Genomic DNA, 21,329 nt, shown 5'->3' with positions numbered 1-21,329 from the left:
TACTATAAAAAATAATAAACAAACTTCCTGTAGTCAAATCATTTACGGTGATTTGGTAGAAACTCTTGACCCTTATCGTCAAATTTATACAGATATTGTAATCAGTTTATCTAATTATAAATCATTAGTATGTATTAATCAATATTTATTTTATTTATCTCATTTATGCTAAGTGGCTTAAAATAATAATATCCTTGTATATACATCTTTTCATTTTTTATATTTTGTATAAAATCTTTTTGACATTTATATTCTACCCCTTCACATACAATCGACTTATTCGTGGCTTTACATATATTAGATAAAAATATAATAATTTCCTTTACAAAAATGGAACTTTCTATACTATCTATAAAGTATTTATCTATTTTAACTATATCAAAATCTAATTTTTCTAATATGTCTAAATTGGAATATTCAACACCAAAGTCATCTATAGCTATCATAAATCCACATTTTTTTAATTTTTCTATAGACCTATTTATTTTACTTAAATCATTTATTCCAACTTTTTCTAAAATTTCTATACATATACTATGTTTTTTCATATTCATTAAATTTGATATATCACATATTTGTTTTATAAATGTATCATTTTCAATTTCATTTAAAGACATGTTTAGTGATATATAAAATTCATCAGTTTTCATATTATTGTATTTTTTTATAATGTCATAATCATTTATTGCAAGTTTTAATATATGTAATGAAGTTTCAAATAACATATCATTGTTTTCAATATCTTTTATAAAAAAATAAGGGGTTAGTATTTTATTATCTTTTCTCAATCTCAATAATCCCTCAAATCCAATTATTTCATTTTTTTTAGGATTTATTATAGGTTGGTAGTATAAAAAATATTTATTTTTCTTCAAATCTTCTCTTATGATTTTTTTCATCTTGCACTTTTTAATATATGGTAATTTTTTTTTATAAAAGATATATGCTAAAAATGCAATAATGCTTAATCCTATTAAAATAATTATTTTGAAATTACTTTTATACACACCATCACCTTTATTGAAATATATATCTTTAAGATTATCTATTGGACTATATTTTTGTTTAGAATACAACTTTAACTTGTTATCTATATCTTTTACAAGTTGTTTATTTTTTTTATTTCCAGCTATGTAAACAGGTCCTGTTGAGTATTCAAAAATCTCATTCATATCGCTTAACTTTGTATTATTTATATGAGAAATAGTAGCATCAATTTCATTTTTTATTAGTAAATCATCAAGTTCTTTATAAGATTGCGCTTCAACAGGAATTACTTTTATATCCCTACTTTTTAATAAATCCATTATCCATTTCGAGTTGGTCTCTCCAGGTATATATCCAAATCTTAAATTGTTCAAACCTTTTATATTACCATAATCTATAGGCTTATTAGTATATAATCCATAAGTTTCTAAAGTTATATAGCTATCTGTAAATTCAAATTCATTAGCTCTATCTTCTGTTCTATTAATTCCAATAAGTAAATCTAAATCTCCATTTTTCAACATACTCATTGCTTGTAAAATATTAGTATATTTATACTCATATTCAATTCCCAAATCGTTGCATATAGTGTCTAATATATCATTATAATATCCAGTTGGATTTCCTTTGTCTATATAAAAATACGGGTTATAATCATAAAATCCAACTTTTATAACTTTATTTTTATATGGTTTCTCCTGTGAATATATATTATTATCAATTATGGGTATTAATACTATGAGAATAACTAAAATGTTACTTATTTTTTTAAGCATAATTCTCTCCGTTTCAATCATTTTGTATTTAATAATAATATTATCTTTAATCTTTCCTAACCATATATTCCCATTTTATTCATACCATAGTTTAATAAAATTAATACTCTCTTTTGATGGGTAAAACATTTTATCTTTACCTTTTTCTCCTACAGCAAAAATAGAAAAGCCTTTAATATACTTTTCATCATCAAAGACTATTTTATATGCGTTAAAACATCTAGCTTGCTCATCTCCACTTACCAAGTCAGATACATTATTGTTCCAAGGGTGTGTTGCCGCATATTCAAGTCTTGGAAATCCTAATTCCCCTAAAAAAATTTTTTTATTATATTTATTTGCAAAATTTTTAATTTCTTGTTTTATATTTTGATTTCTATTATTTACTGTAGAACTATTGATGCATTTAACCAACTCCTCAACTGTATTTATAGGTTTATCACTAAGCTCAAAATAAGCTGCAATAGATATAAAATCTACTTTTGAAAACAATTTGTTATTTAATTTTTTATTATATAACTCTTTACTTTTAAGATCCCATTTAGCAGTGTACCACCATGAAGTTTTATATGTTACAAGTCCTTTGAATCTCTTTTTCGTAAAATCGATTATGTCACACCAATGTTGTTCATAAGGTTCAAGCTTACTGAAATTAGACGCTGTATTTATAATATCTACTTTACATGGAACTGCTACCTCATCAATTAGCTCACTTAATATACTTTTCCAATCATTAAAAAATTGTTCTTTATCTTTAGGATTATATTCAGTTTCATATTTACTTCCATTGTCAATCCATGGAAATGCTTCTAATATTACTGTTTTATTATTTTCTTTCAAAATTTTAATAATTTGTATAGCCTTGTTTTTACTATATTCATCTATAATCATTTTGTTAGATTCTAAAGAAGGTATTTTTATAACTATAGGTACATTTACAGTATTTGCATTTAACATTTTTATATCTTGTAATGCCTGATCAATTTCATAATCTGTAGATAAATTTACTGAATTTAATTTATCTGGTACTTCTGCTTTATTATGTCTATATACAACTATGCCTCCACATAAAGCTAATATAAGTGTTAAAATTATTACCTTTTTCAAGATTATCAACTACTTTCTATATTTTAATATTAATAATATAGCTGATATTATTACAGTTAAGAATAAAAATCCTGCAATAAGTATAAATGTTAAACTTGATCTCTCTAATTTAAATTTAGTAGAGTTATCTTCGGGTTCTTCATCTTTTGTGTTGTTTTCTTTGAAGTTTATATCCTGAATACCTCCATCTCTATTTACTACAGCTGCATCCCCTTTTAAATCTCTGGTTAAATTGTTATCAGATAAATACCTTACTGATGAACTCAAGCTATTTTTATCTAAAGAAGATACTATAATAGCTGAATTTGATTTACTATAAGGTGAATTTATAAGTTGTATTGTTGATAATTGTTTTGAATATTTATCATCTAAAAATTTAATCTTATCGTTATTTTCAAATCCACTAAAATTCTTATCAAATTTAATGTATAAGTCTTTATTTATATCTTTTAAAATACTATTATCATCTGGAGTTCCTATAACTATAAGATTTCCTTTTTTATTCGTGTTTAAAAATTCACTATCAGTTAATACATTTAAGTTTCCTGTATTATAAACTGCATCTCTTCCCATATTTCCAATTATATTAGCTATATTACTTAAATCTGAAGAGTTTAAATTCTTAGAAACAACTACATTTATATCATTTGCTTGTTGATTATCTATAAAAGGATATGGATAACTTTTGAAATTCAAACTATTATTGTCTTTAAAATCAAACTTTATAAATGAACTATCCAAAATATAAGCCCATGGGTTATCTGTATCCCTTGTAACGCACATTAAATCTTTTAACTCTAAATTAAATACAACTTTTATTTTATAATAATTTTTGCCTAAAACATCCGTTGGAAGGTTTACTTCTAAATTATCATTATCTGCTTTTTCTAAAGATAATTTTTTACTTGAAATAGGCTTATCATTTACATATACAGTAACTAATGATCTTCCAAAATCTAAATTTTTAGCGTATCTAAACTTTAAATTCAAAATTGATCCAGCCGTACTTATTTTATTTTTAGGTATAGATACATCAAAGTTAGTTTCTTGTGAAAAAGGTCCCTTAAGTAAAAAATCATTATACCCTAAGTCATTTAAAGTCAATTTATTTTTAGTATCTTTTTTTATCTCTGAAACATCTTTAGTTTCATCAATTATGAAGCTACTACTATTTAATTCATTTAACAGCTCATTATTACAGATTAATTTAGTTGCATTTTCAAGAGCTTTGCTATTATCTGAGATTATTAAAATCATTCTTTTGTCTTTATTAAACGGAGAAATTACTTGCTTTATAACAGCTTTATTTTTAGCCTGATTTTTTTCGTCATTGCTTAGCAAGTTCAAAAAATCTGTAGATGTATCATTTGTTCCACCTACATAGATAATATTGTTATTATATTCTTTTAAATTTGACTTTAGTTTTACATCCAATTTGAAATTGTCAGCTTTTAGTTTTTGTCCCATATTTAAGCTTAAGTTCATTATGGAGCTTAATTCATTGCTATTATACTTATCTGGTAATACAAAAGTTGTATCTACATACTCCTCATTACCTATATTTGTAAATATACTATTATAGTCTTTTATTTCATTTGAGTTAGATTTTAATGAATAATTCAATTCTATATCTGATTGTTTATGTATTACTAACCAATTTGCAGTATTAGAATCATCTCTACATATTTTATCTGATATAGTTTTATATGCTTTTATAGAAATGCTATTATATCCTGGTTTTACAAGTTCTTTAGGAATGTTAACTTGCCATTTATCCTGATATTTTCTATCTCCATCTAACCTTTTTGAACTTACAGGCTCTCCATTAATAAATACTGTAATGGTTGAATAGTTTACATCCAATAGCTCACTTTTTGTATATACTAAATTTAATTTCAAATCCTTAACATCCCAATTTTGAGATACATTAAAAAATCTTTCGGTGCTTCCAATAACACCATTTATAGTCACGTCATCTTGAAATTTATATGCTTTTACATCTTCATTATCTGCAAATATCAAACTAATATTAGAAAAAGTTAGTATTAACGATAATGCTATAGTTATTATTCTCATTAAGTACCTCCCTAAAACCTTTCTGTTTTATACCATTTAGCTTCTCTTTTTAAAAATACATCTTGGAAATGTCCAAACATACCCTTAATCGCTACTAATAGCCACATTTGTGAATATGTGAAATACATAATTGCAACTAAAAATATATTTTCAAGTCCACTTTCTCCTTTTTCCATAGATAAAGTTATGCTAACTTGCAAAATAAATAGGACATATGATAATACCCATACAATCCAAAAGTTAAACGGTATATTAACCTGTACTATATTAAGTAAGCTTAAAACAAATATACAGTCTGATATTACAACTGAAGTTAAAAATAAAAAATATACTGAGAAGAAATATACTATATCGAATAATACTCTATTTTGCTTACCTTTAAATATATTTTTTATATACTTAACTAGTACATATATATTTCCTTTAACCCATCTAGTTCTCTGCTTTATCCATACATTTATAGTCTCTGGCTCTTGTTCCCAAGTTACAGCTTGAGGCACATACGTTATTCTTTGGCCTAATTTATAAATTCTAAAACTTATCTCTGTATCTTCGGCTATTGCTTTCGTATCCCATCCACCTAACTGCTCAATAGTTGTTTTTCTTAATACAAAGTTAGTTCCTGGTATCGTACAAAGTCCTAATAATTGTCTTCGTCCTGCTTGAGCTATCCATTGAAAACTCAATGTTTCTATGTTTATAAATTTTGTTAAAATGTTTTTATGTTTATTTCTAGTTCTAAATTTTCCAATAACAGCGCCTAACTTATCATCTTTTACTATGGTTTGGATTAAATATCTAAGTGCTGTTTTTTCTGGAGTATTATCTGCATCATATATTGCAATAAACTCTCCTATTGCTTCTTGATATCCAATATTTAGTGCATTTGATTTTCCTTTACCTCCAGTAATATTATCTGTATTTATAATGGTAAAATTATATTTTTTGTATTTATTTTTTATACTCTGAAGTATATCTTTAGAATTATCACTTGAATTATCATTTATCACTATTAATTCCATTTTATCTCTAGGATAATCTAATAATAACAATGACTCCACAGTTTTTCCTATAACCTTTCCCTCATTATGAGCTGGAACTAATATAGATACAAATGGATATTCTTTTAATCTTTCATCTTTAAAATTAAGATTTTTAAGATAATATACATATCCACTTGCAGCTAAAAGAATATTTATAAAAAGTATTGCCCATATAGATATTAAAGAAAATAAAAATAAGTAATCTACTATAGTAAATCTATTCATAACTATCTCCTTCTAAATTTTCGTCTATTTATAAATCTAAAGAATATAAATATTATCGTAAATATAACCAATACAACAGACACAAATATTACGATTATTTTATTTATATTAGACATAGAGTTTTCAAAGTTTATCTCAGATTTAGATTTTTCATTTGACTTATTCTTATCATACGTAACATCTATTTTGCCATCTTTCGATTTTATATTTATATCATCAATTTTTACATAATTATTTATATCTTTTAAATTTAAGAACTCTGCATCACTGTCTTTTAAGTAAGATATAACTTGTTTTAAATAATCTATATTCATATAAGGATGAAAGAAAAAACCTCCAGTGTATCCTCTTACCATAGAAAGTTTATAAAAGTTATTCTTTATAATATCTATCGAAAACTTATTATCTCGTTCTATATATCCTAAATTCTCAGGAATTAAAATGTTGAAGTTTTTACTTCCTTCTATGATATATGGAAAACTACTTGTAGCAAAGTTTTCGTTATTATTTTGGTATTGCCCAACATAAGTTGAAAAATATTTTTTTAATTCTGTATAGCCATTTTGATCCATAGCATAGTGAGGTGCTTCAAATGCGAGAGGGTAAATACTCTGTTCTACACACAATCTTAATCCACTTAAAACTCTATCCTTAACATAATTCTCCATATTTTCAGATATAGGCTCATCTTTTTCCATATCCCAAAACTCATATCCTTCCCCTGAAATCTCTCTTTTATCTAAAGAATGCATATATCCATGTAAAATAACGCTACCACCTCTATCTTGCATATACTTTATAGTTTGTATAAACTCGGGATCATCTTTTATGGTATTTATTTTCCCAGTTTTGCTATCTACATATGCTGGAATCAATGCTATCATAAAAGGTATGTCTTCAGAATATAAATAGTCTGCAATCTCTTTTAGGTTATTTTTATCTCTAAATAAATGCACATCCTCAATCCTTACAAATACTTTACCTTTTTCAAAGTTTTTTATATTATAAAAATCATTTAAAGTATCTTCAAATATGAAGGACTGATCTATTTTGTACTCTGCAATGAAATATAAATTTTTATCGTTTATAACATAAGGATATTCATTATAAGAATCTTTCATAGTTGCTAATACCTTATTATTTTCACCCTTAGTGTTAACTACATCAAAATAATCACTTCCAGATATAGTTAGCTTTTTCCCTTTATAATTTAATTCATTTATGCTATTTACCTTTTTATCATATATTAAATCATACTTTTTACTATAACTTAAAAAGTCTTCAATTCTATTTCCTATCCAATATATACTGTTTTTATAATTTGATAAATCATCTAACAAATCAGTATTATTTATTTCATTTTCTATATTTATTACAAATATTGAATCGTATTTTGTTAGATTTCCTTTTTTGTAATCATTTACATATATATTATCTACACTCTTGTTAAACCTATATAAAAGTTCATTTAAGTGATTTACTACATTTTCTTTATATGAAAATGTCTTTTGATTTTCATATATTATTAGAGCTTTTTCTTTTTTCTGTATATCTGCAAAAACTATGCTGCTACTACTAAAAACTAATAAAACACTTAGAATTATAGCAATATATTTTTTACACATCATACTGAAGCTCCTCTTCACATAAATTTTTAAATTCTATAGAACCATTTATACTTTCTTTATATTCAACAATAGCTATTTTTGTATCTATGTCTATATATGACTTTCCTTGATTTAATTCTAAATTTAATTCACTTATATTTTTTTTAATTCTTTCTTTTACTGTGTTTGCACCATCAAAATCGGTATATGGCATTATAATCCCTATCATGTCACTTTCCAAGTAATATCTCTCATCTTCAGATCTTGTAGAATCTATTATTATATTGCTTACACTTTTAACTAAGTTATATGTTTTTTCTTCTCCAATTATTTTTCTAATTTCTTTATAATAAGGAAGCTTTATCATCATTAGTGTTAGCTTATTTTTGTGTCGATTTGATTTACTCATTTCTTTTTCTAAAGTAGAATAGAAATGTTTAATGTTTCCAAGACCTGTTACTTCATCAACTGTAACAAGATTTTTATATTTGTCTTTTAATACTTTGTTATCTTTTTGAATCGCTAAAATAACATTAGATAACCTTCCACTAGTCATACATATGATAGGCATACTTAACATCCAAATATAAGATATATAGTTTATATCTATATTCAATACTGTATTTCTATAAAATATTAAAGATGCATATAAAAATATTGCTACTGATGTTAATATAAGACCAAATATAATGCCTCCTATATATGTTGTTATAGAAATTAAAAATGTAATTCCTAGCATGATAAAATTCAATAAAAAATTAGTATTTTCTTTTGATATAAATAATATCATTACAACAATAAATAATTCTAATACTAGTGTTATAATATATGAGTCTATTTTCTTTGATAACTTATCCATTTTCCCCTCCTATTTATATTTTTTACTTAATTAATCATGTGTATATTATACTCCTTTTTTTGCTTTTTTCGCGTTTTTTCGATTTTTTTTAACATTTTTTGCCTTTTAAATTTCTAAATAAAAAATAGAACACACTTAGTGTATTCTATTTTTTATTTAGTTATTCAATTGGTAGTATTATAATGAATTTACTACCTTTTCCAAATTCACTTTCAATATAAATCTCTCCTCCATGTAGGTTTACTATTTCTTTAGTTATCGTTAGACCTAATCCACTGGAGTTTTGAATTTCTTCATTTGCATCTACTACTTGTCTAAATCTATCAAATATAATTTTTTTATGTTCTTCATCTATTCCAATTCCATTGTCCTTTACATATATCTCTACTTCATTTATATGATCTTTTATACCTAATTCTATAATTCCACCTTCTGGTGTGTATTTTACAGCATTACTTATTAAGTTCTCTATGCATCTTTTTATTTCTATTTTATCAAAGCTAACTATTTTTTCTTCTATTTCTGGATCTATTATTAGATCTATTCCTTTACATTCTACATGATTTTTCAACCTTAAGGCTTCATTTTCTATAACCTCAACTATATCTTGCTTAGTTTTATTGATTTTATATTTTCCATATTCTATTTTTTCTATATCCATTAAATTTGTAATTAATTCTAATAACCTCTCTGCATTTTTATTAATTACACTCATATGATACTTTAGATTTTCTTTACTTAAACCTTTTTTATCAAGCATAATACTTATTAGCTGTTCAGTTGATGATATAACATTTAATGGAGTTCTTAATTCATGAGACAAGTTTACAAAATAGCTATTTTTTTTCTTTTCTAAACTTAAAACTTTATTAAATAATTTTTCATTTTTTTCAATTTCCTTTGTAAGTGCCTTTGTTCTTTTATTTACCATAGAGTCAAGCAATTTTACTTTACTATCATAATATAGGATAGCAAATATACATATAATTCCATAGATAACCATAGCTATTTTACTTTTCCAAATCGGTGGTTTTATAGAAAATTTAATTGTTTTTTCATTAGATTCAGCTACATTATTATTTATTGCCTTAAGTTTTAAAGTATATTTACCTGGGTTTAAATTTACCAGGTTTAATTTATTACTTTTAACATCTTTAAAATCTTTGTCTACTCCCTCTATCTTATAATAATACTTAGTATCCCTCATATTCTTATAGTATGGTAAAAACATCTCTATACTTATATTATTTTCATTGAATTTAAAGTTAAAATCCTCGATACTGTTATATCTTTTTTCATTTACATATATATCTCCTATAGATAAGTCTATATAATATTTCTTCTTCTTTAACTCTTCACATCTAAACGAATTTAAGCCGTTCGTTCCTCCAAAGAAAATTTCACCATCATCACTTATATTAAATGATTTTCCATTGAATTCTCTTCCTTGTAATCCATCTACTATATCAAAATTTGTAAACTCATTTTTTTTGTAATCAAATTTTGATAATCCGTAATTTGTACTTACCCATATATGATCTAATTTATCTATAACTATTCCATATATAGTATTATTAGGTAATCCATCTTCCATTGTGTAAACTTCAAACTTTTCTGTTTTTGGATTAAATTTATTAAGCCCATAATTTGTACCTATCCACAAGTTCCCCTGTTTATCTTCATTTATAACTCTTACAGAATTATTACTTATAGAGTTTGAGTCATTTTCTCTCATCCTGTATAATTTTGTTTTTTGAGTCTTAGGATCAAATTTTAAAAGCCCTCCATCTAAAAAATAGCCTACCCAATACATTCCATTACTATCTTTGTAAATACATCCATTTAACTTATCTTCTATATTATATTTAGATGACAAACTAGACATATCTACTATTTCACCTGTAGATATATTTAATGTTAAAACCCCTTCAGTTGTTCCTAGCCATACCTTATCATCATCATCGATAAGCACACTTCTTATATTGCTATTTTTTAAACCATTGTCTTTATTATACACCTTTAACGTTTTTTCTTTTTTATTTATTACATTCAGTCCATCATCTGTCGAAATTACTATTATGTCTCCTTTTCCCTTTATATCATACACTTTGTTACTACTTAACCCATCTTCTCTTTTTATATAATAAGTTTTTTCCTTTTCTCTATTTAAAACCGTTACTCCTTCCGAATTTGTTCCAACCCATAGCACACCATCATTATCCTTATAAATCCCACTTACCATATTGTCTGAAATGGATGTCTTATCTTCTGGATTTGGATCATGTTTATAATAATTTATATTAGTCTTTGAATCAAATATACTTATACCAGAATAAGTGCCAAGCCATAAAAGACCACTTTTATCTTCCATTATGCAAAATATTAAGTTATCGGTTAACCCATTTACATCGTACTTTCCCTTTTGATAAACTCTAAACTTATCTTTTAACTTATCGTATTTTACTAATCCCGAGTCTGTAGCTATCCAAAGTTCTTTATTTTTATCCTGTAATATGTCTCTTATAGATGAGTTTTTATCAATTCCTTCTGGAGGGTCATACTCTTTTACCTTATTTGTTTTTGTATCTATTTTATATAAATTTTCATTTCTAGTACCAACCCATAAATTCTTATCCCCATCAAAATAAACTTTGTATACCGTTAAATCTTTTCCACAAGTATCTTTAGTCAAAAACTGTTCAACCGTTTCATATTTTTTATCAAATTTATATAGTCCCTTTTTAGCCCCAATCCAATAGTTGCCACTATCATCTTCAGTTATATCGTATATATGTTTACTTTTTAATTCATTCAAGTTTTTAATTGCTGGTTTAAACTTATCATTTTTTTCATCATATATATCTACACCATTTGCTGTTGCAATTAAAACCTCACCATCTTTGTTTATTAAAATATCATAAACACTACTATCTGATAAATTTCCATTATCCTTGCTATTGTAGTAGTTTTTTATAGAATCGGTTTCAGTATTTATTTTGCTTACCCCTCCTATAGTTGCAACCCACAAATTACCTTTCTTATCTTCTTTTATATCGATAATATAACTATTTGCTATTCCTTTTTTGGGGTCTTTTTTTTGACCATACACTTTAAACTCATATCCATTGTAAACATTTAGTCCATCATTTGTTCCTATCCATATTCGCCCTTTACTATCTTGTTCTATTGCTTGTACTGTTCCCTGAGATAATCCTTGGTTTATAGTTATATTTTTAAAATTTATACTTTCTTGTGCATTAGAAATATCAGCCCTGAGTATCATTACAAAAACTATAGATATAAATAGTTTTAAGTATTTTATTCTTTGCATAAATTTTTTCTCCTAAATATTTACTTATTAATCGCTGTGTAGACCTTCAGTATAGTTTAAAATTTTTTTATACCTTAATCTTGGGTAACTATCACTTATAAGTGCATAGTTCGAAAGCTTATTTCCTATCCATCTAGAATGTATTTTGCTATATATCCTAATTGATGCTAAAAATATTTTGCAATCTGGACACGTATATATATGATGTATCCTTTTATTTTTATTTTTAAATTCGGTATCTATATTATATGCTCTAATTTTGTAAAGCATATGACTATTGCAGCTAGGACATATATATAGAGATTTATAATACAGTGAATTTTTTTTAAATTCAGAGGTATAACAGTCTTCTTCATTTAATGATTTAATTTCTTTTATTCTATCACTAGACTTAGCCCAATCTATTTTTTTTAAAAACCCTTTACCTCCAGATTCAAAATCAGACTTATCTAAGTAGTCTTTATTTAAGTTAAATTCTTTTAAGTAACTATATCCTGCATACTTTCTATTTAAATAGCTTTTGTTATTTTCTGCTATGTAATTTTTTTCATTACAGTTAGAATTTTCCCGTCTAAATAAATCAAATTTTATTTTCATGGAATCACTCCTTTAATACTTTTTGTTATTACTACGAGTATACACTTTTTAACTGTAAGTTTTTGTCGAAATTAGTATTTTTTTAAAATTTTGTACAGAATCTTAAAAAAATACTATTAAATCTTTAAATTAAAAATAACAGGTATTATGAGTAGCGTTAAGGTTTGTCCTAAATATAGTGATTGTTAAATGGTATGAGTAAAATAAATAAAAAAATTACCAATATAATTATATATTGGTAATTTTTTCATTTATTAAAAGTTGTTAAAATTCAACGTATTTCTTCACATATAGTACTATAATTAACCCCATTTAAATTTATACTGTAAAATTTTTCATTCACTAATTCAAACTTTTTTATATTGTTCTTAATTTCAGAAATTTCATCTTCATATTTTTTTAAAGTTCTATGCGCCTCATATATATCTACTTCTTTAAATTTAACTTTATCTCCGGGTTTACATTGAGCTAATTTGCATAGATCTACGCTTATAACATTAGCTATTTTTGTATAACCTCCTACTGTCTGTCTATCCGACATCATAATAATAGGATTTCCATGTCCTGGAATTTGAATTGCCCCAAACGCTATTCCATCTGAAACTATATCTGCACCATCTAAATGATTAATTTTATCCCCAGATAATCTATACCCCATTCTGTCACATTCATTTGTTATAGTATATACAGAGTTATAAAAAGTTTTTATATTTTTTGAGTCAAACATATTATCTTGTGGTCCCCTTATTGCTCTTAATATAATTTCTTTATCATACTCTTTTGCATATTTTTTAGGCAAAATTGAGTTTATATTTCCATCAAATTTTAAAAGTCTTATATAGTCTTCATCTCTGAGTTCCCTACCTTTATATCCTCCTAGATTGCCTTTTATATACGTTGACTTACTCCCCATAACAATAGGTACGTCTATTCCTCCACCAAATGCAATATAAGTTCTACATCCATTTTTCATCCCAGAAAAAGATAATATATCTCCACTACTTACAATATAACTTCTATACATATCAATTCTAATTCCATTTAACATAGGACCTAAATCTCCACCAGTTATTGCTATGATAGATTTCTCATCGAACTCTATAGTGGGTCCAATTATTAATGATTCTATACATGCTTCATATTCATCATTTCCAACTAACACATTTGCAACTCTTAATGAATAATCATCCATTGCTCCAGAAACAGGAACTCCATATTGTTGAAACCCTATCCTAGAACCACCTTGAATTAAGCTTAGTAATCCTTTATTTAAAACTTTAGCTCCCACTAATTAACTCCCCCTTCATTTAAAAATGTATTGAACTCATCCTTTGTTATAGGTGTAAACTTCACATAATCTCCTGCTTTTAATAGTATAGGATTTTCTCTTTTAGGATTATACAATTTAATAGGTGTTCTTCCTATTAATTGCCATCCTCCAGGGCTCTCTATAGGATATACTCCTGTCTGTTTTCCAGCTATCCCTACAGATCCTTCCGGTATTTTAACCCTTGGATTATCTAACCTAGGAGTCTCTAGTTTACTGTTCATTCCCCCTAAGTATGTAAACCCAGGAGTAAATCCTAACATATAAACTAAGTATTCAGCTTCACTATGAAGTCTTATAACATCTTCAATGCTTAATCTATTATGTTTTGCAACAGTATCTATATCAGGACCACAGTCATTTCCATACAAAACAGGTATCTTAATTATATTTTTTTCTCTTTTATCTAGAATTTTCAAATTGCATTCTATATTTTTTACTGAGTTTATAAGATCATTAAATGTTATTTTTAAAGGGTTATAAATTATCATAAGAGATCTATATGTTGGTATCATCTCATATATAGAATCAATCAAACTAGACGATTCTATACTCTTCATTAAATTTATAACTTTTCTATTTATATCTTCATCTATAATATCTCCAAATTCAACTACTATAGCTTTATCTCCCGCTAATAAGTATTTTGTTTCCATAACTAATTTTGTCCCCCCAAAAAGTATTTTTAAAATAACTTCGTTATATCTTTAAGCGATATCAAACCACCTACAGCAGTAACTATTACTACTAAAACCCCTAAAATTAATAACCATTTTGGATGCTTATATTCACCCACAATTTCTTTGTTTTTGGATGCTAATAGTATAACACCTAAGGTAATAGGAAGAATCAATCCATTTAAAGACCCAGCTAAAATAAGTAAACTTGCTGGCTTTCCTACTGCTGCCATTATTAATGTTGACATAAATATAAACAAAATTATAAATTTATTTTCATGTTTATCTATTAATGGATGAAGCGTTTTTATGAAAGAGACAGATGTATATGCAGCTCCAATAACTGATGTTATACTAGCACTCCACAATACTAATCCAAAAAATTTATATCCTAAATTTCCAGCTCCATATTTAAAAGCTGATGCAGCTGGATTTTCAGGATCTAAACTTAATCCTTGTGAAACAACTGCAAATACCGCTAAAAATAATAAAATTCTTACTATAGTTGCTACACTTATCCCTAATATCGAAGATTTTGTTACATCCTTTAAATTCTCTTCTCCTGTTATTCCCGCATCAATAAGTCTGTGTCCTCCTGCAAAAGTTATATATCCTCCTACACTACCGCCTAAAAGAGTTATTATTGGAAAAATCAATCTGCCTGGATTTTCTGGAATAAATGTTCCTTTTACAACTTGATACATATCAGGTTTGTTTATTATAGAAACATATCCTACTACAACTATTACTATAATTGCTAAGAATCTTGTAAATCTGTCTATTATTGGCCCAGATTCTTTTATTAAAAAAATTGCTATCGCTATAAAACCACATACTAAAGTAGATATTGTAACATTGGAATTAAACATTACATTTACCCCAAGTGCTGCTCCCCCTACATTTCCAATATTAAATGCAAGTCCTCCTATTCCTACTAATATAGCTATAAAATAACCTAATCCCGGCAAAACCTTATTTGCTATATCCTGCCCTCTAAGCCCAGATACGCCTATTATTCTCCATACATTAAGCTGTGCTCCAACAAAAAATATAGTAGTCATTAAAACTACAAAACCAAAACTTGCTCCATATAACTCTGTAAACTTAGCTGTTTGAGTTAAAAAGCCCGGTCCAATAGCTGAAGTAGCCATTATAAAAGCTGCTCCCATAAGAGCTGTTAAGTTTTTTTTATTAGACATAAATACCCCTCCAATTATTTAATAACTTCACTTATGCAACATATATTTATGTCTTCCTTTATAAGCTCTGCTCTTATACTTTTTACAAATTCTATAGCTTTAGGATTATCTCCATGTACACATATAGAATCAGCTTTGATATCTATGTCTTTTCCATTTATATCCTCTACTTTATTTTCTTTTACCATTTTTATAACTCTTTTTATTGCTATATTTGGATCATGTATAATAGATCCTTCAATACTTCTTGATACTAACGTTCCATCGCTATTGTATGCTCTATCTGCAAATACTTCATTTGCAACCCTTAATCCTACATCTTTCCCAGCATCTATAATTGAGCTATTTGCAAGTCCAAGAAGTATTATATTTTTATCAACCTCATATACTGCTTGTGCTATAGATAAAGATATCTCATAATCTTTCGCTGCCATATTGTAAAGAGCACCATGAGCTTTTACATGTTGTATATTTGCTCCATTTGAAATAACAAAAGAATTTAGTGCACCTAATTGATATTTTACATAAGCCTTAACTTCATCTTTACTAATCTTCATTTCTCTTCTTCCAAATCCTATAATATCCATAAACCCTGGATGAGCTCCTATTTGCACATTATTTTCCATCGCTAATTTTACAGTTTTATCCATTTGTATTGGATCGCCTGCATGAAAGCCACAAGCTATATTTGCTGAGGTTATATGCTTTAAAACCTCCTCATCCATACCTATTTTATAACAACCAAAACTTTCTCCTAAATCACTATTTAAATCTACTTTATACAAATTCTATTCCCCCTATAGACATTTTTAATTTTTATTTATTGTCCTACTTAAATTTTATGAATAAAAAAATAATGGTATGACTTAATTTAAGTCATACCATTATTTTATTTTATCTTATTTTGTTTTTTTCTACTTATTTTATTCCATTGATATTTTCTTTTTCTGTATCCAATAAAGCCTGTTATCCTATACCATGAACATAGTTGCCTATACCCAAAACTTTCAAGAAATGCAAATAACATGAGCTTTAATAAAGTTGATAATTTTAAAATATATTTAAACATGTAATTTTCAAGTATTATCGCTGTCAAAGAAATTATTACACTATAGAAAATATATATAAATAAAAAAGTGATTAAAAATTTTAAATTAAGTAATCCACTAAAATACGATATTAAAATTATAATCAACCCAAAAACATCAATTATACATGAAAACATTTCATACACAACAAAGTAAAGAAAAGAAAAAATACCTACTAAGCCGTATTTAGGATTTAAAAATATGTATCTATGACTATTTAAACTAGTGATTAGGCCTATATGCCATCGTCTTCTTTGCCCTTTTAAATCCTTAAGTTTTTCCGGAACTTGCGACCAACATATAGCTTTGTATTCATACTTAATTTTATATTTGATCTTATTTTTTCTATAAAAAGAATGAAGTTTTACCACAAGGTCCATATCTTCCCCTACAGTATCTGTATCATAACCCCCTACATTTAAAACTGCATTTTTTTTAAATAATCCAAACGCTCCTGATATTATTAAATTCCCATTAAAACTATTAAACCAAACCCTTGTTGTTAAAAACACTCTATAATATTCTATTGTTTGAAATATTGTAAGAATCTTTTTAGGTGGCATTACTTTAATAACTTGGCCTTTATCTAAAACAACTTGATTGGCTACTTTTATACTACCTCCTACAGCTATAGTTGTATCATCTTCCATAAATGGCATAACTATATTACTAATTGAATCACGTTGTAAAATTGAATCTGCATCCAAAGAAATAAACAATGGATATTTGGATACATTTATGCCCATATTTAATGCATCTGCTTTTCCTCCATTTTCTTTTTTTACCAATGTCAACTTTATACCATCTTTGATATAACCTTCATATACAAATTGTTCACTCTTACATTTAACCAATCTTCTTATAGGTCTTGGAACTTTTTTTAATTCAAATTTATTTATTAATTTATTAGAAGTATCATCATTTGACCCATCATCTATAACTATAATTTCATATTCTGGGTAATCTACATACGATAACGATTCAACACAATCACAAATTGTTTCTTCCTCATTATACGCTGGAACTAATATAGAAACAGGTACATAGTTATCTGTGCTTTTCAGTGAAAGTTCGTTTAAATACATTTTATTACGTTTATCTTCATTTAAATTTAAAATAGCAAATATAGTAGATATAAAAAATACTATAGCGTAAATAAACATATAATATAAAAAGAACGCATTTAAATAATCTACGAATAATCTTAACATTGATATTCTACCTCTATCTCCTCTAATTTTTCTAAATACTCTTCATACGATATCTTGTTGTCCATAAACATTGCATAGAAAAGTATATCTTTTGCATATTTGTCATCATTTTCCAATATATAGTTTATTAAATCTTTATCACCAAATTTTAATATGCTTATTGCAGAGTTATATCTAACATACCAATTTTTGTCATTTATACTTTTTAAAAGTGCTTTTTCACTACATTTACACTTATAATTTTTTAAAGCAATTGCACATACAGCTCTATATTCCCAATCCCCATTATTTAACAATTCAATGATTGTATCCTTACATTCATCATACTTTATAATAGTAAAGTATTTTACTATACTTATATTAATTTCTTTACTTATATTATCTTTTAATAGGTTTAATAGTTCTTCTTTTACAAATTCAATTTTATTATTTTTAAAATGTCCAACAATTACTTTTTGTAGGCTTTCATTAAACTCTTTAAAATCATTTATCAAATATTTATCTAATTCACTTTTGTCTCCTCCAAATTGATTTATTATATCTGTGAAAACTTTATTATTTATATATTTTTCTTCTTTAGATACATATTCAATAGCACTTTTCAATGTATTTATATTTCCTATTTTCGATATTGATTCTAATGCTGTTACTCTTAGATATATAGATTTAGTATTTATACAACTTAGTAAAAACTCACTTATTTCGTAATTACTAAGCTTGTATTCTCCTAGATTTATAGCCATATATGTTTTTAATGTATTATCCTTTAATTTATGCTTTAAAACGTATCTATTTACTATATCTTCGAAATTCTCCATATAAGTTTTTGTATATTTATGATTATTTCTATCTTTATTAAAAACTTCTATAGTATTATTAAAAACCTTAATATAGGGTTTATATTTTAATTTCTCTATAACATATGATATATCCATTTTGGATATATCAGTTCCATTTTTTACACAACTCAATTGTTTTAAAATTTCAGCTTCAAACTTTGGCTTTATAGCTTTTACTTTTTTCAAAAATCTAAAGTTTAAAATATCTTTTGCTATCATATAAATAACAGCACAAGCTATTATATAAATAAAAAAGCTCAGTACTAAATATATATCAACTATATTTTTCATAAATTTTTCCTCTTTACTTTTTCAACTCATCTTTAACTATATAATAAGATTGCTTTAAACGCTCATGATACTCAGGTACATTCCATCCCTTTAAATTGTACGCTTTGCTATTTAATCTATTTATAGTGTTATTCTCTTCTTTTTCAGTTACTCCTATATTTATAGCATTTATTCTTAGAGGCTTAGTCTTAAATTCTTTATAAAAATCATCTTGAATTTGTTTTGTTGAAGGATCCATAAAGTTTATAAGACCCCATGGTATACGAACCTCTACATAATTGTCTCCTATATAATAATCTGTAGCTGAATTATAGTTTTTGCTATTAGGATTTCCATTGCCTTTAGTTAATTTGCCAGTCTCATAACTTATTTTATTTAATGTCTCATTCAATGATTTAACATACATCTTAGGTCTTATATCCATATAAATAGGTGAGAAATAGTCCATATCAGGTGTATTTTTTATTAAATCTGGTCGTTGTTCATAAAGTGTTTTGTTTTCATAAAAGTTAAATCTATTATAGTATTCATGTACTGATACCATAGAATTTTCATTGTCATTTATACTAATTATAAAATCTACAGGTTTATCAAATTTCAGATTATACTGAGTACTTTTATTTGATCCTGACTTAGGAGTTACATCTAAATCTATATACAATCCTTCTTTCTTTAAATTAAGCTTTCTTTGTGACTTAACCATTAAATATAGATACTTATCATCACTTTTTGCATATAAACTTAATTTATCATTTTTATTTAAAATATCACTATTATTCCAATCACTTAAGCTATCATCCGGGTATGGAGTTTCATTTACTTTACCTGGCTCAAAGTCCATAAGTCCAAAGCTTTGACTATATGTTTGTGCATCACTCCAATAAGCTGATCTATCTAAGATTTTGCTATCTTTAGTATTCCATGACGAAGATGCCCAGCTATCTTGAAACTCAAATATAAAGCATCCTGAAATTCCCGATTTTTTTATAGCTCTGTATGCACTAACCAAAGCTTTACCCTGTTCCTGCTCAGTAATATAGCCTTTGTTAACATCTTTGTTAAAATCTCCGCCTGCCCTGCTTGATGGGACGCCCATTTCTCCGATTATAACGGGTATTTTATAATGATCATTAATCTTTTTAAAGTATTCATCCATATTGTCCTGATATTCTTTTAAATCCGTAAAAGATGGATATATATTGTAACTAGCAACTATACCTGTTTTTAGTGATCTTGTCCTTTTTATATTACTAACATCTACAAAGTTTTTTATTTCTTTTTCATCTTTACTCGATTTCTTATTGATTATATTTGATGGAGATGTACCTATAAAACTTATTAAACTTTGTTTTTTGTATTTTTCAAATTCATATTTAGTTAAATAATCTCCCATACTAGCTAGGTATGATACAAATGAAGATGCATCTTTATTTGTATACATATATTTCCCCTTGTACGGAGATTTTTTGTTCATTATATCTGCATATATTATGTCATGCTTTGCAAATTCAATTCCTACGCTATACCCAATAACATATTTTGATACATCTGTCTTATATCTTTCAAATATATCTGATTTTTTTAAGTTATTTAAATTTCCATGAACAGAATCTATTGCAATTTTAATATTATTTTTAAATGCTTCAGATGCAGTTTTCCCTTCCGGGTCTTTACCATTGTTAAGCAATTTTTCATCAAAGTAAATTCCTTGCATTAAGTATATAGGATTCTTTTTATCTTTATTGAATTTATGTAGTGCATCGTAAAAGCTAGCATCCATTGTATGCGAAACCTTTATACAGTTAGCCCCCATATCATAAATATAACTTATCCATCTTAAATATTCTTCTTCACTTATCATATTTTCACTTGGAAATACACCGGGTTTAGTAGAATTCAAATCTACACCTACGACTTTTAAATTTTCCCATTTATCATTCTTAGCTATATAAATATCTTTTCCTTTAGTTTTCACAAAATAAGTCTTATTTTTTGCAAAAATATCATTTGATATAAAATTTTGAAATACAACCGTACCTATTGCAAAAACTAATATACAAATAGTTAAAAACTTCTTCATCTAATTTCA

At 26.1% G+C, this 21,329-nt stretch carries 15 protein-coding genes and 1 riboswitch; all 15 genes read right to left on the bottom strand.

Annotated elements, in window-relative coordinates:
• Nucleotides 1-10: 10 nt before the first annotated feature.
• Nucleotides 11-112, bottom strand: a riboswitch (purine riboswitch).
• A 22-nt stretch (nucleotides 113-134) separates the two neighbouring features.
• On the bottom strand, nucleotides 135-1,763 hold the full coding sequence (locus RWY47_RS17050; protein WP_025161611.1) for an EAL domain-containing protein: 1,629 nt from the start codon (nucleotides 1,761-1,763) through the stop codon (nucleotides 135-137).
• 75 nt (nucleotides 1,764-1,838) lie between these two features.
• Entirely contained in the window at nucleotides 1,839-2,870 is a 1,032-nt protein-coding gene (locus RWY47_RS17045; protein WP_025161612.1) for a glycoside hydrolase family 113, read from the bottom strand.
• Between the two features lie 9 nt (nucleotides 2,871-2,879).
• Nucleotides 2,880-4,946 carry a cellulose biosynthesis cyclic di-GMP-binding regulatory protein BcsB gene (locus RWY47_RS17040; RefSeq protein ID WP_224170409.1) on the bottom strand — a complete coding sequence of 689 codons (2,067 nt, stop codon included), beginning with the start codon at nucleotides 4,944-4,946 and terminating at the stop codon, nucleotides 2,880-2,882.
• An 11-nt stretch (nucleotides 4,947-4,957) separates the two neighbouring features.
• Nucleotides 4,958-6,214 (bottom strand): glycosyltransferase, encoded by a 1,257-nt coding sequence (locus RWY47_RS17035; protein ID WP_224170408.1) that lies wholly within the window; start codon nucleotides 6,212-6,214, stop codon nucleotides 4,958-4,960.
• 2 nt (nucleotides 6,215-6,216) lie between these two features.
• Complete coding sequence (locus RWY47_RS17030) at nucleotides 6,217-7,842, bottom strand: DUF2334 domain-containing protein (protein ID WP_224170407.1); 1,626 nt, start codon at nucleotides 7,840-7,842, stop codon at nucleotides 6,217-6,219.
• Nucleotides 7,832-8,680, bottom strand: coding sequence for a GGDEF domain-containing protein (locus tag RWY47_RS17025; RefSeq protein WP_168930612.1), 849 nt, complete (start codon nucleotides 8,678-8,680; stop codon nucleotides 7,832-7,834). Before RWY47_RS17025 ends, RWY47_RS17030 begins: the two co-directional genes overlap by 11 nt.
• A gap of 160 nt (nucleotides 8,681-8,840) precedes the next feature.
• Nucleotides 8,841-12,011, bottom strand: coding sequence for a ligand-binding sensor domain-containing protein (locus RWY47_RS17020; protein WP_224170406.1), 3,171 nt, complete (start codon nucleotides 12,009-12,011; stop codon nucleotides 8,841-8,843).
• A 27-nt stretch (nucleotides 12,012-12,038) separates the two neighbouring features.
• Entirely contained in the window at nucleotides 12,039-12,608 is a 570-nt protein-coding gene (locus RWY47_RS17015) for a hypothetical protein (protein WP_224170405.1), read from the bottom strand.
• 271 nt (nucleotides 12,609-12,879) lie between these two features.
• Nucleotides 12,880-13,896 carry a biotin-dependent carboxyltransferase family protein gene (locus tag RWY47_RS17010; protein ID WP_224170404.1) on the bottom strand — a complete coding sequence of 339 codons (1,017 nt, stop codon included), beginning with the start codon at nucleotides 13,894-13,896 and terminating at the stop codon, nucleotides 12,880-12,882.
• Nucleotides 13,896-14,591 (bottom strand): 5-oxoprolinase subunit PxpB, encoded by a 696-nt coding sequence (pxpB, locus tag RWY47_RS17005; RefSeq protein ID WP_150843166.1) that lies wholly within the window; start codon nucleotides 14,589-14,591, stop codon nucleotides 13,896-13,898. The genes RWY47_RS17010 and pxpB overlap by 1 nt, the downstream gene beginning before the upstream one ends.
• 29 nt (nucleotides 14,592-14,620) lie before the next feature.
• Nucleotides 14,621-15,811, bottom strand: coding sequence for an NRAMP family divalent metal transporter (locus RWY47_RS17000; RefSeq protein WP_150843167.1), 1,191 nt, complete (start codon nucleotides 15,809-15,811; stop codon nucleotides 14,621-14,623).
• 14 nt (nucleotides 15,812-15,825) lie between these two features.
• Nucleotides 15,826-16,596, bottom strand: coding sequence for a LamB/YcsF family protein (locus RWY47_RS16995; RefSeq protein WP_150843168.1), 771 nt, complete (start codon nucleotides 16,594-16,596; stop codon nucleotides 15,826-15,828).
• Nucleotides 16,597-16,700: 104 nt separating this feature from the next.
• On the bottom strand, nucleotides 16,701-18,110 hold the full coding sequence (locus RWY47_RS16990; RefSeq protein ID WP_142729926.1) for a glycosyltransferase family 2 protein: 1,410 nt from the start codon (nucleotides 18,108-18,110) through the stop codon (nucleotides 16,701-16,703).
• On the bottom strand, nucleotides 18,104-19,240 hold the full coding sequence (locus tag RWY47_RS16985; protein WP_025162913.1) for a HEAT repeat domain-containing protein: 1,137 nt from the start codon (nucleotides 19,238-19,240) through the stop codon (nucleotides 18,104-18,106). The genes RWY47_RS16990 and RWY47_RS16985 overlap by 7 nt, the downstream gene beginning before the upstream one ends.
• A gap of 13 nt (nucleotides 19,241-19,253) precedes the next feature.
• Complete coding sequence (locus RWY47_RS16980; RefSeq protein ID WP_224170403.1) at nucleotides 19,254-21,320, bottom strand: hypothetical protein; 2,067 nt, start codon at nucleotides 21,318-21,320, stop codon at nucleotides 19,254-19,256.
• Nucleotides 21,321-21,329 lie beyond the last annotated feature (9 nt).

The sequence above is a fragment of the Paraclostridium sp. MRS3W1 genome, assembly GCF_032465715.1.
Taxonomy (GTDB): Bacteria; Bacillota; Clostridia; order Peptostreptococcales; family Peptostreptococcaceae; genus Paraclostridium; species Paraclostridium dentum.
The sequence above is the reverse complement of the archived record's forward strand: the minus strand, read 5'-3'. Positions and strand labels throughout refer to the sequence as shown.

Coding starts and splice junctions, on each gene's coding strand:
- pxpB (WP_150843166.1), bottom strand. CDS start 14,591: ATGGAAACAAAATACTTATTAGCGGGAGATAAAGCTATAGTAGTTGAA.
- RWY47_RS16990 (WP_142729926.1), bottom strand. CDS start 18,110: ATGTTAAGATTATTCGTAGATTATTTAAATGCGTTCTTTTTATATTAT.
- RWY47_RS17050 (WP_025161611.1), bottom strand. CDS start 1,763: ATGCTTAAAAAAATAAGTAACATTTTAGTTATTCTCATAGTATTAATA.
- RWY47_RS17040 (WP_224170409.1), bottom strand. CDS start 4,946: ATGAGAATAATAACTATAGCATTATCGTTAATACTAACTTTTTCTAAT.
- RWY47_RS17015 (WP_224170405.1), bottom strand. CDS start 12,608: ATGAAAATAAAATTTGATTTATTTAGACGGGAAAATTCTAACTGTAAT.
- RWY47_RS17000 (WP_150843167.1), bottom strand. CDS start 15,811: ATGTCTAATAAAAAAAACTTAACAGCTCTTATGGGAGCAGCTTTTATA.
- RWY47_RS16985 (WP_025162913.1), bottom strand. CDS start 19,240: ATGAAAAATATAGTTGATATATATTTAGTACTGAGCTTTTTTATTTAT.
- RWY47_RS17020 (WP_224170406.1), bottom strand. CDS start 12,011: ATGCAAAGAATAAAATACTTAAAACTATTTATATCTATAGTTTTTGTA.
- RWY47_RS17030 (WP_224170407.1), bottom strand. CDS start 7,842: ATGATGTGTAAAAAATATATTGCTATAATTCTAAGTGTTTTATTAGTT.
- RWY47_RS17025 (WP_168930612.1), bottom strand. CDS start 8,680: ATGGATAAGTTATCAAAGAAAATAGACTCATATATTATAACACTAGTA.
- RWY47_RS16980 (WP_224170403.1), bottom strand. CDS start 21,320: ATGAAGAAGTTTTTAACTATTTGTATATTAGTTTTTGCAATAGGTACG.
- RWY47_RS17035 (WP_224170408.1), bottom strand. CDS start 6,214: ATGAATAGATTTACTATAGTAGATTACTTATTTTTATTTTCTTTAATA.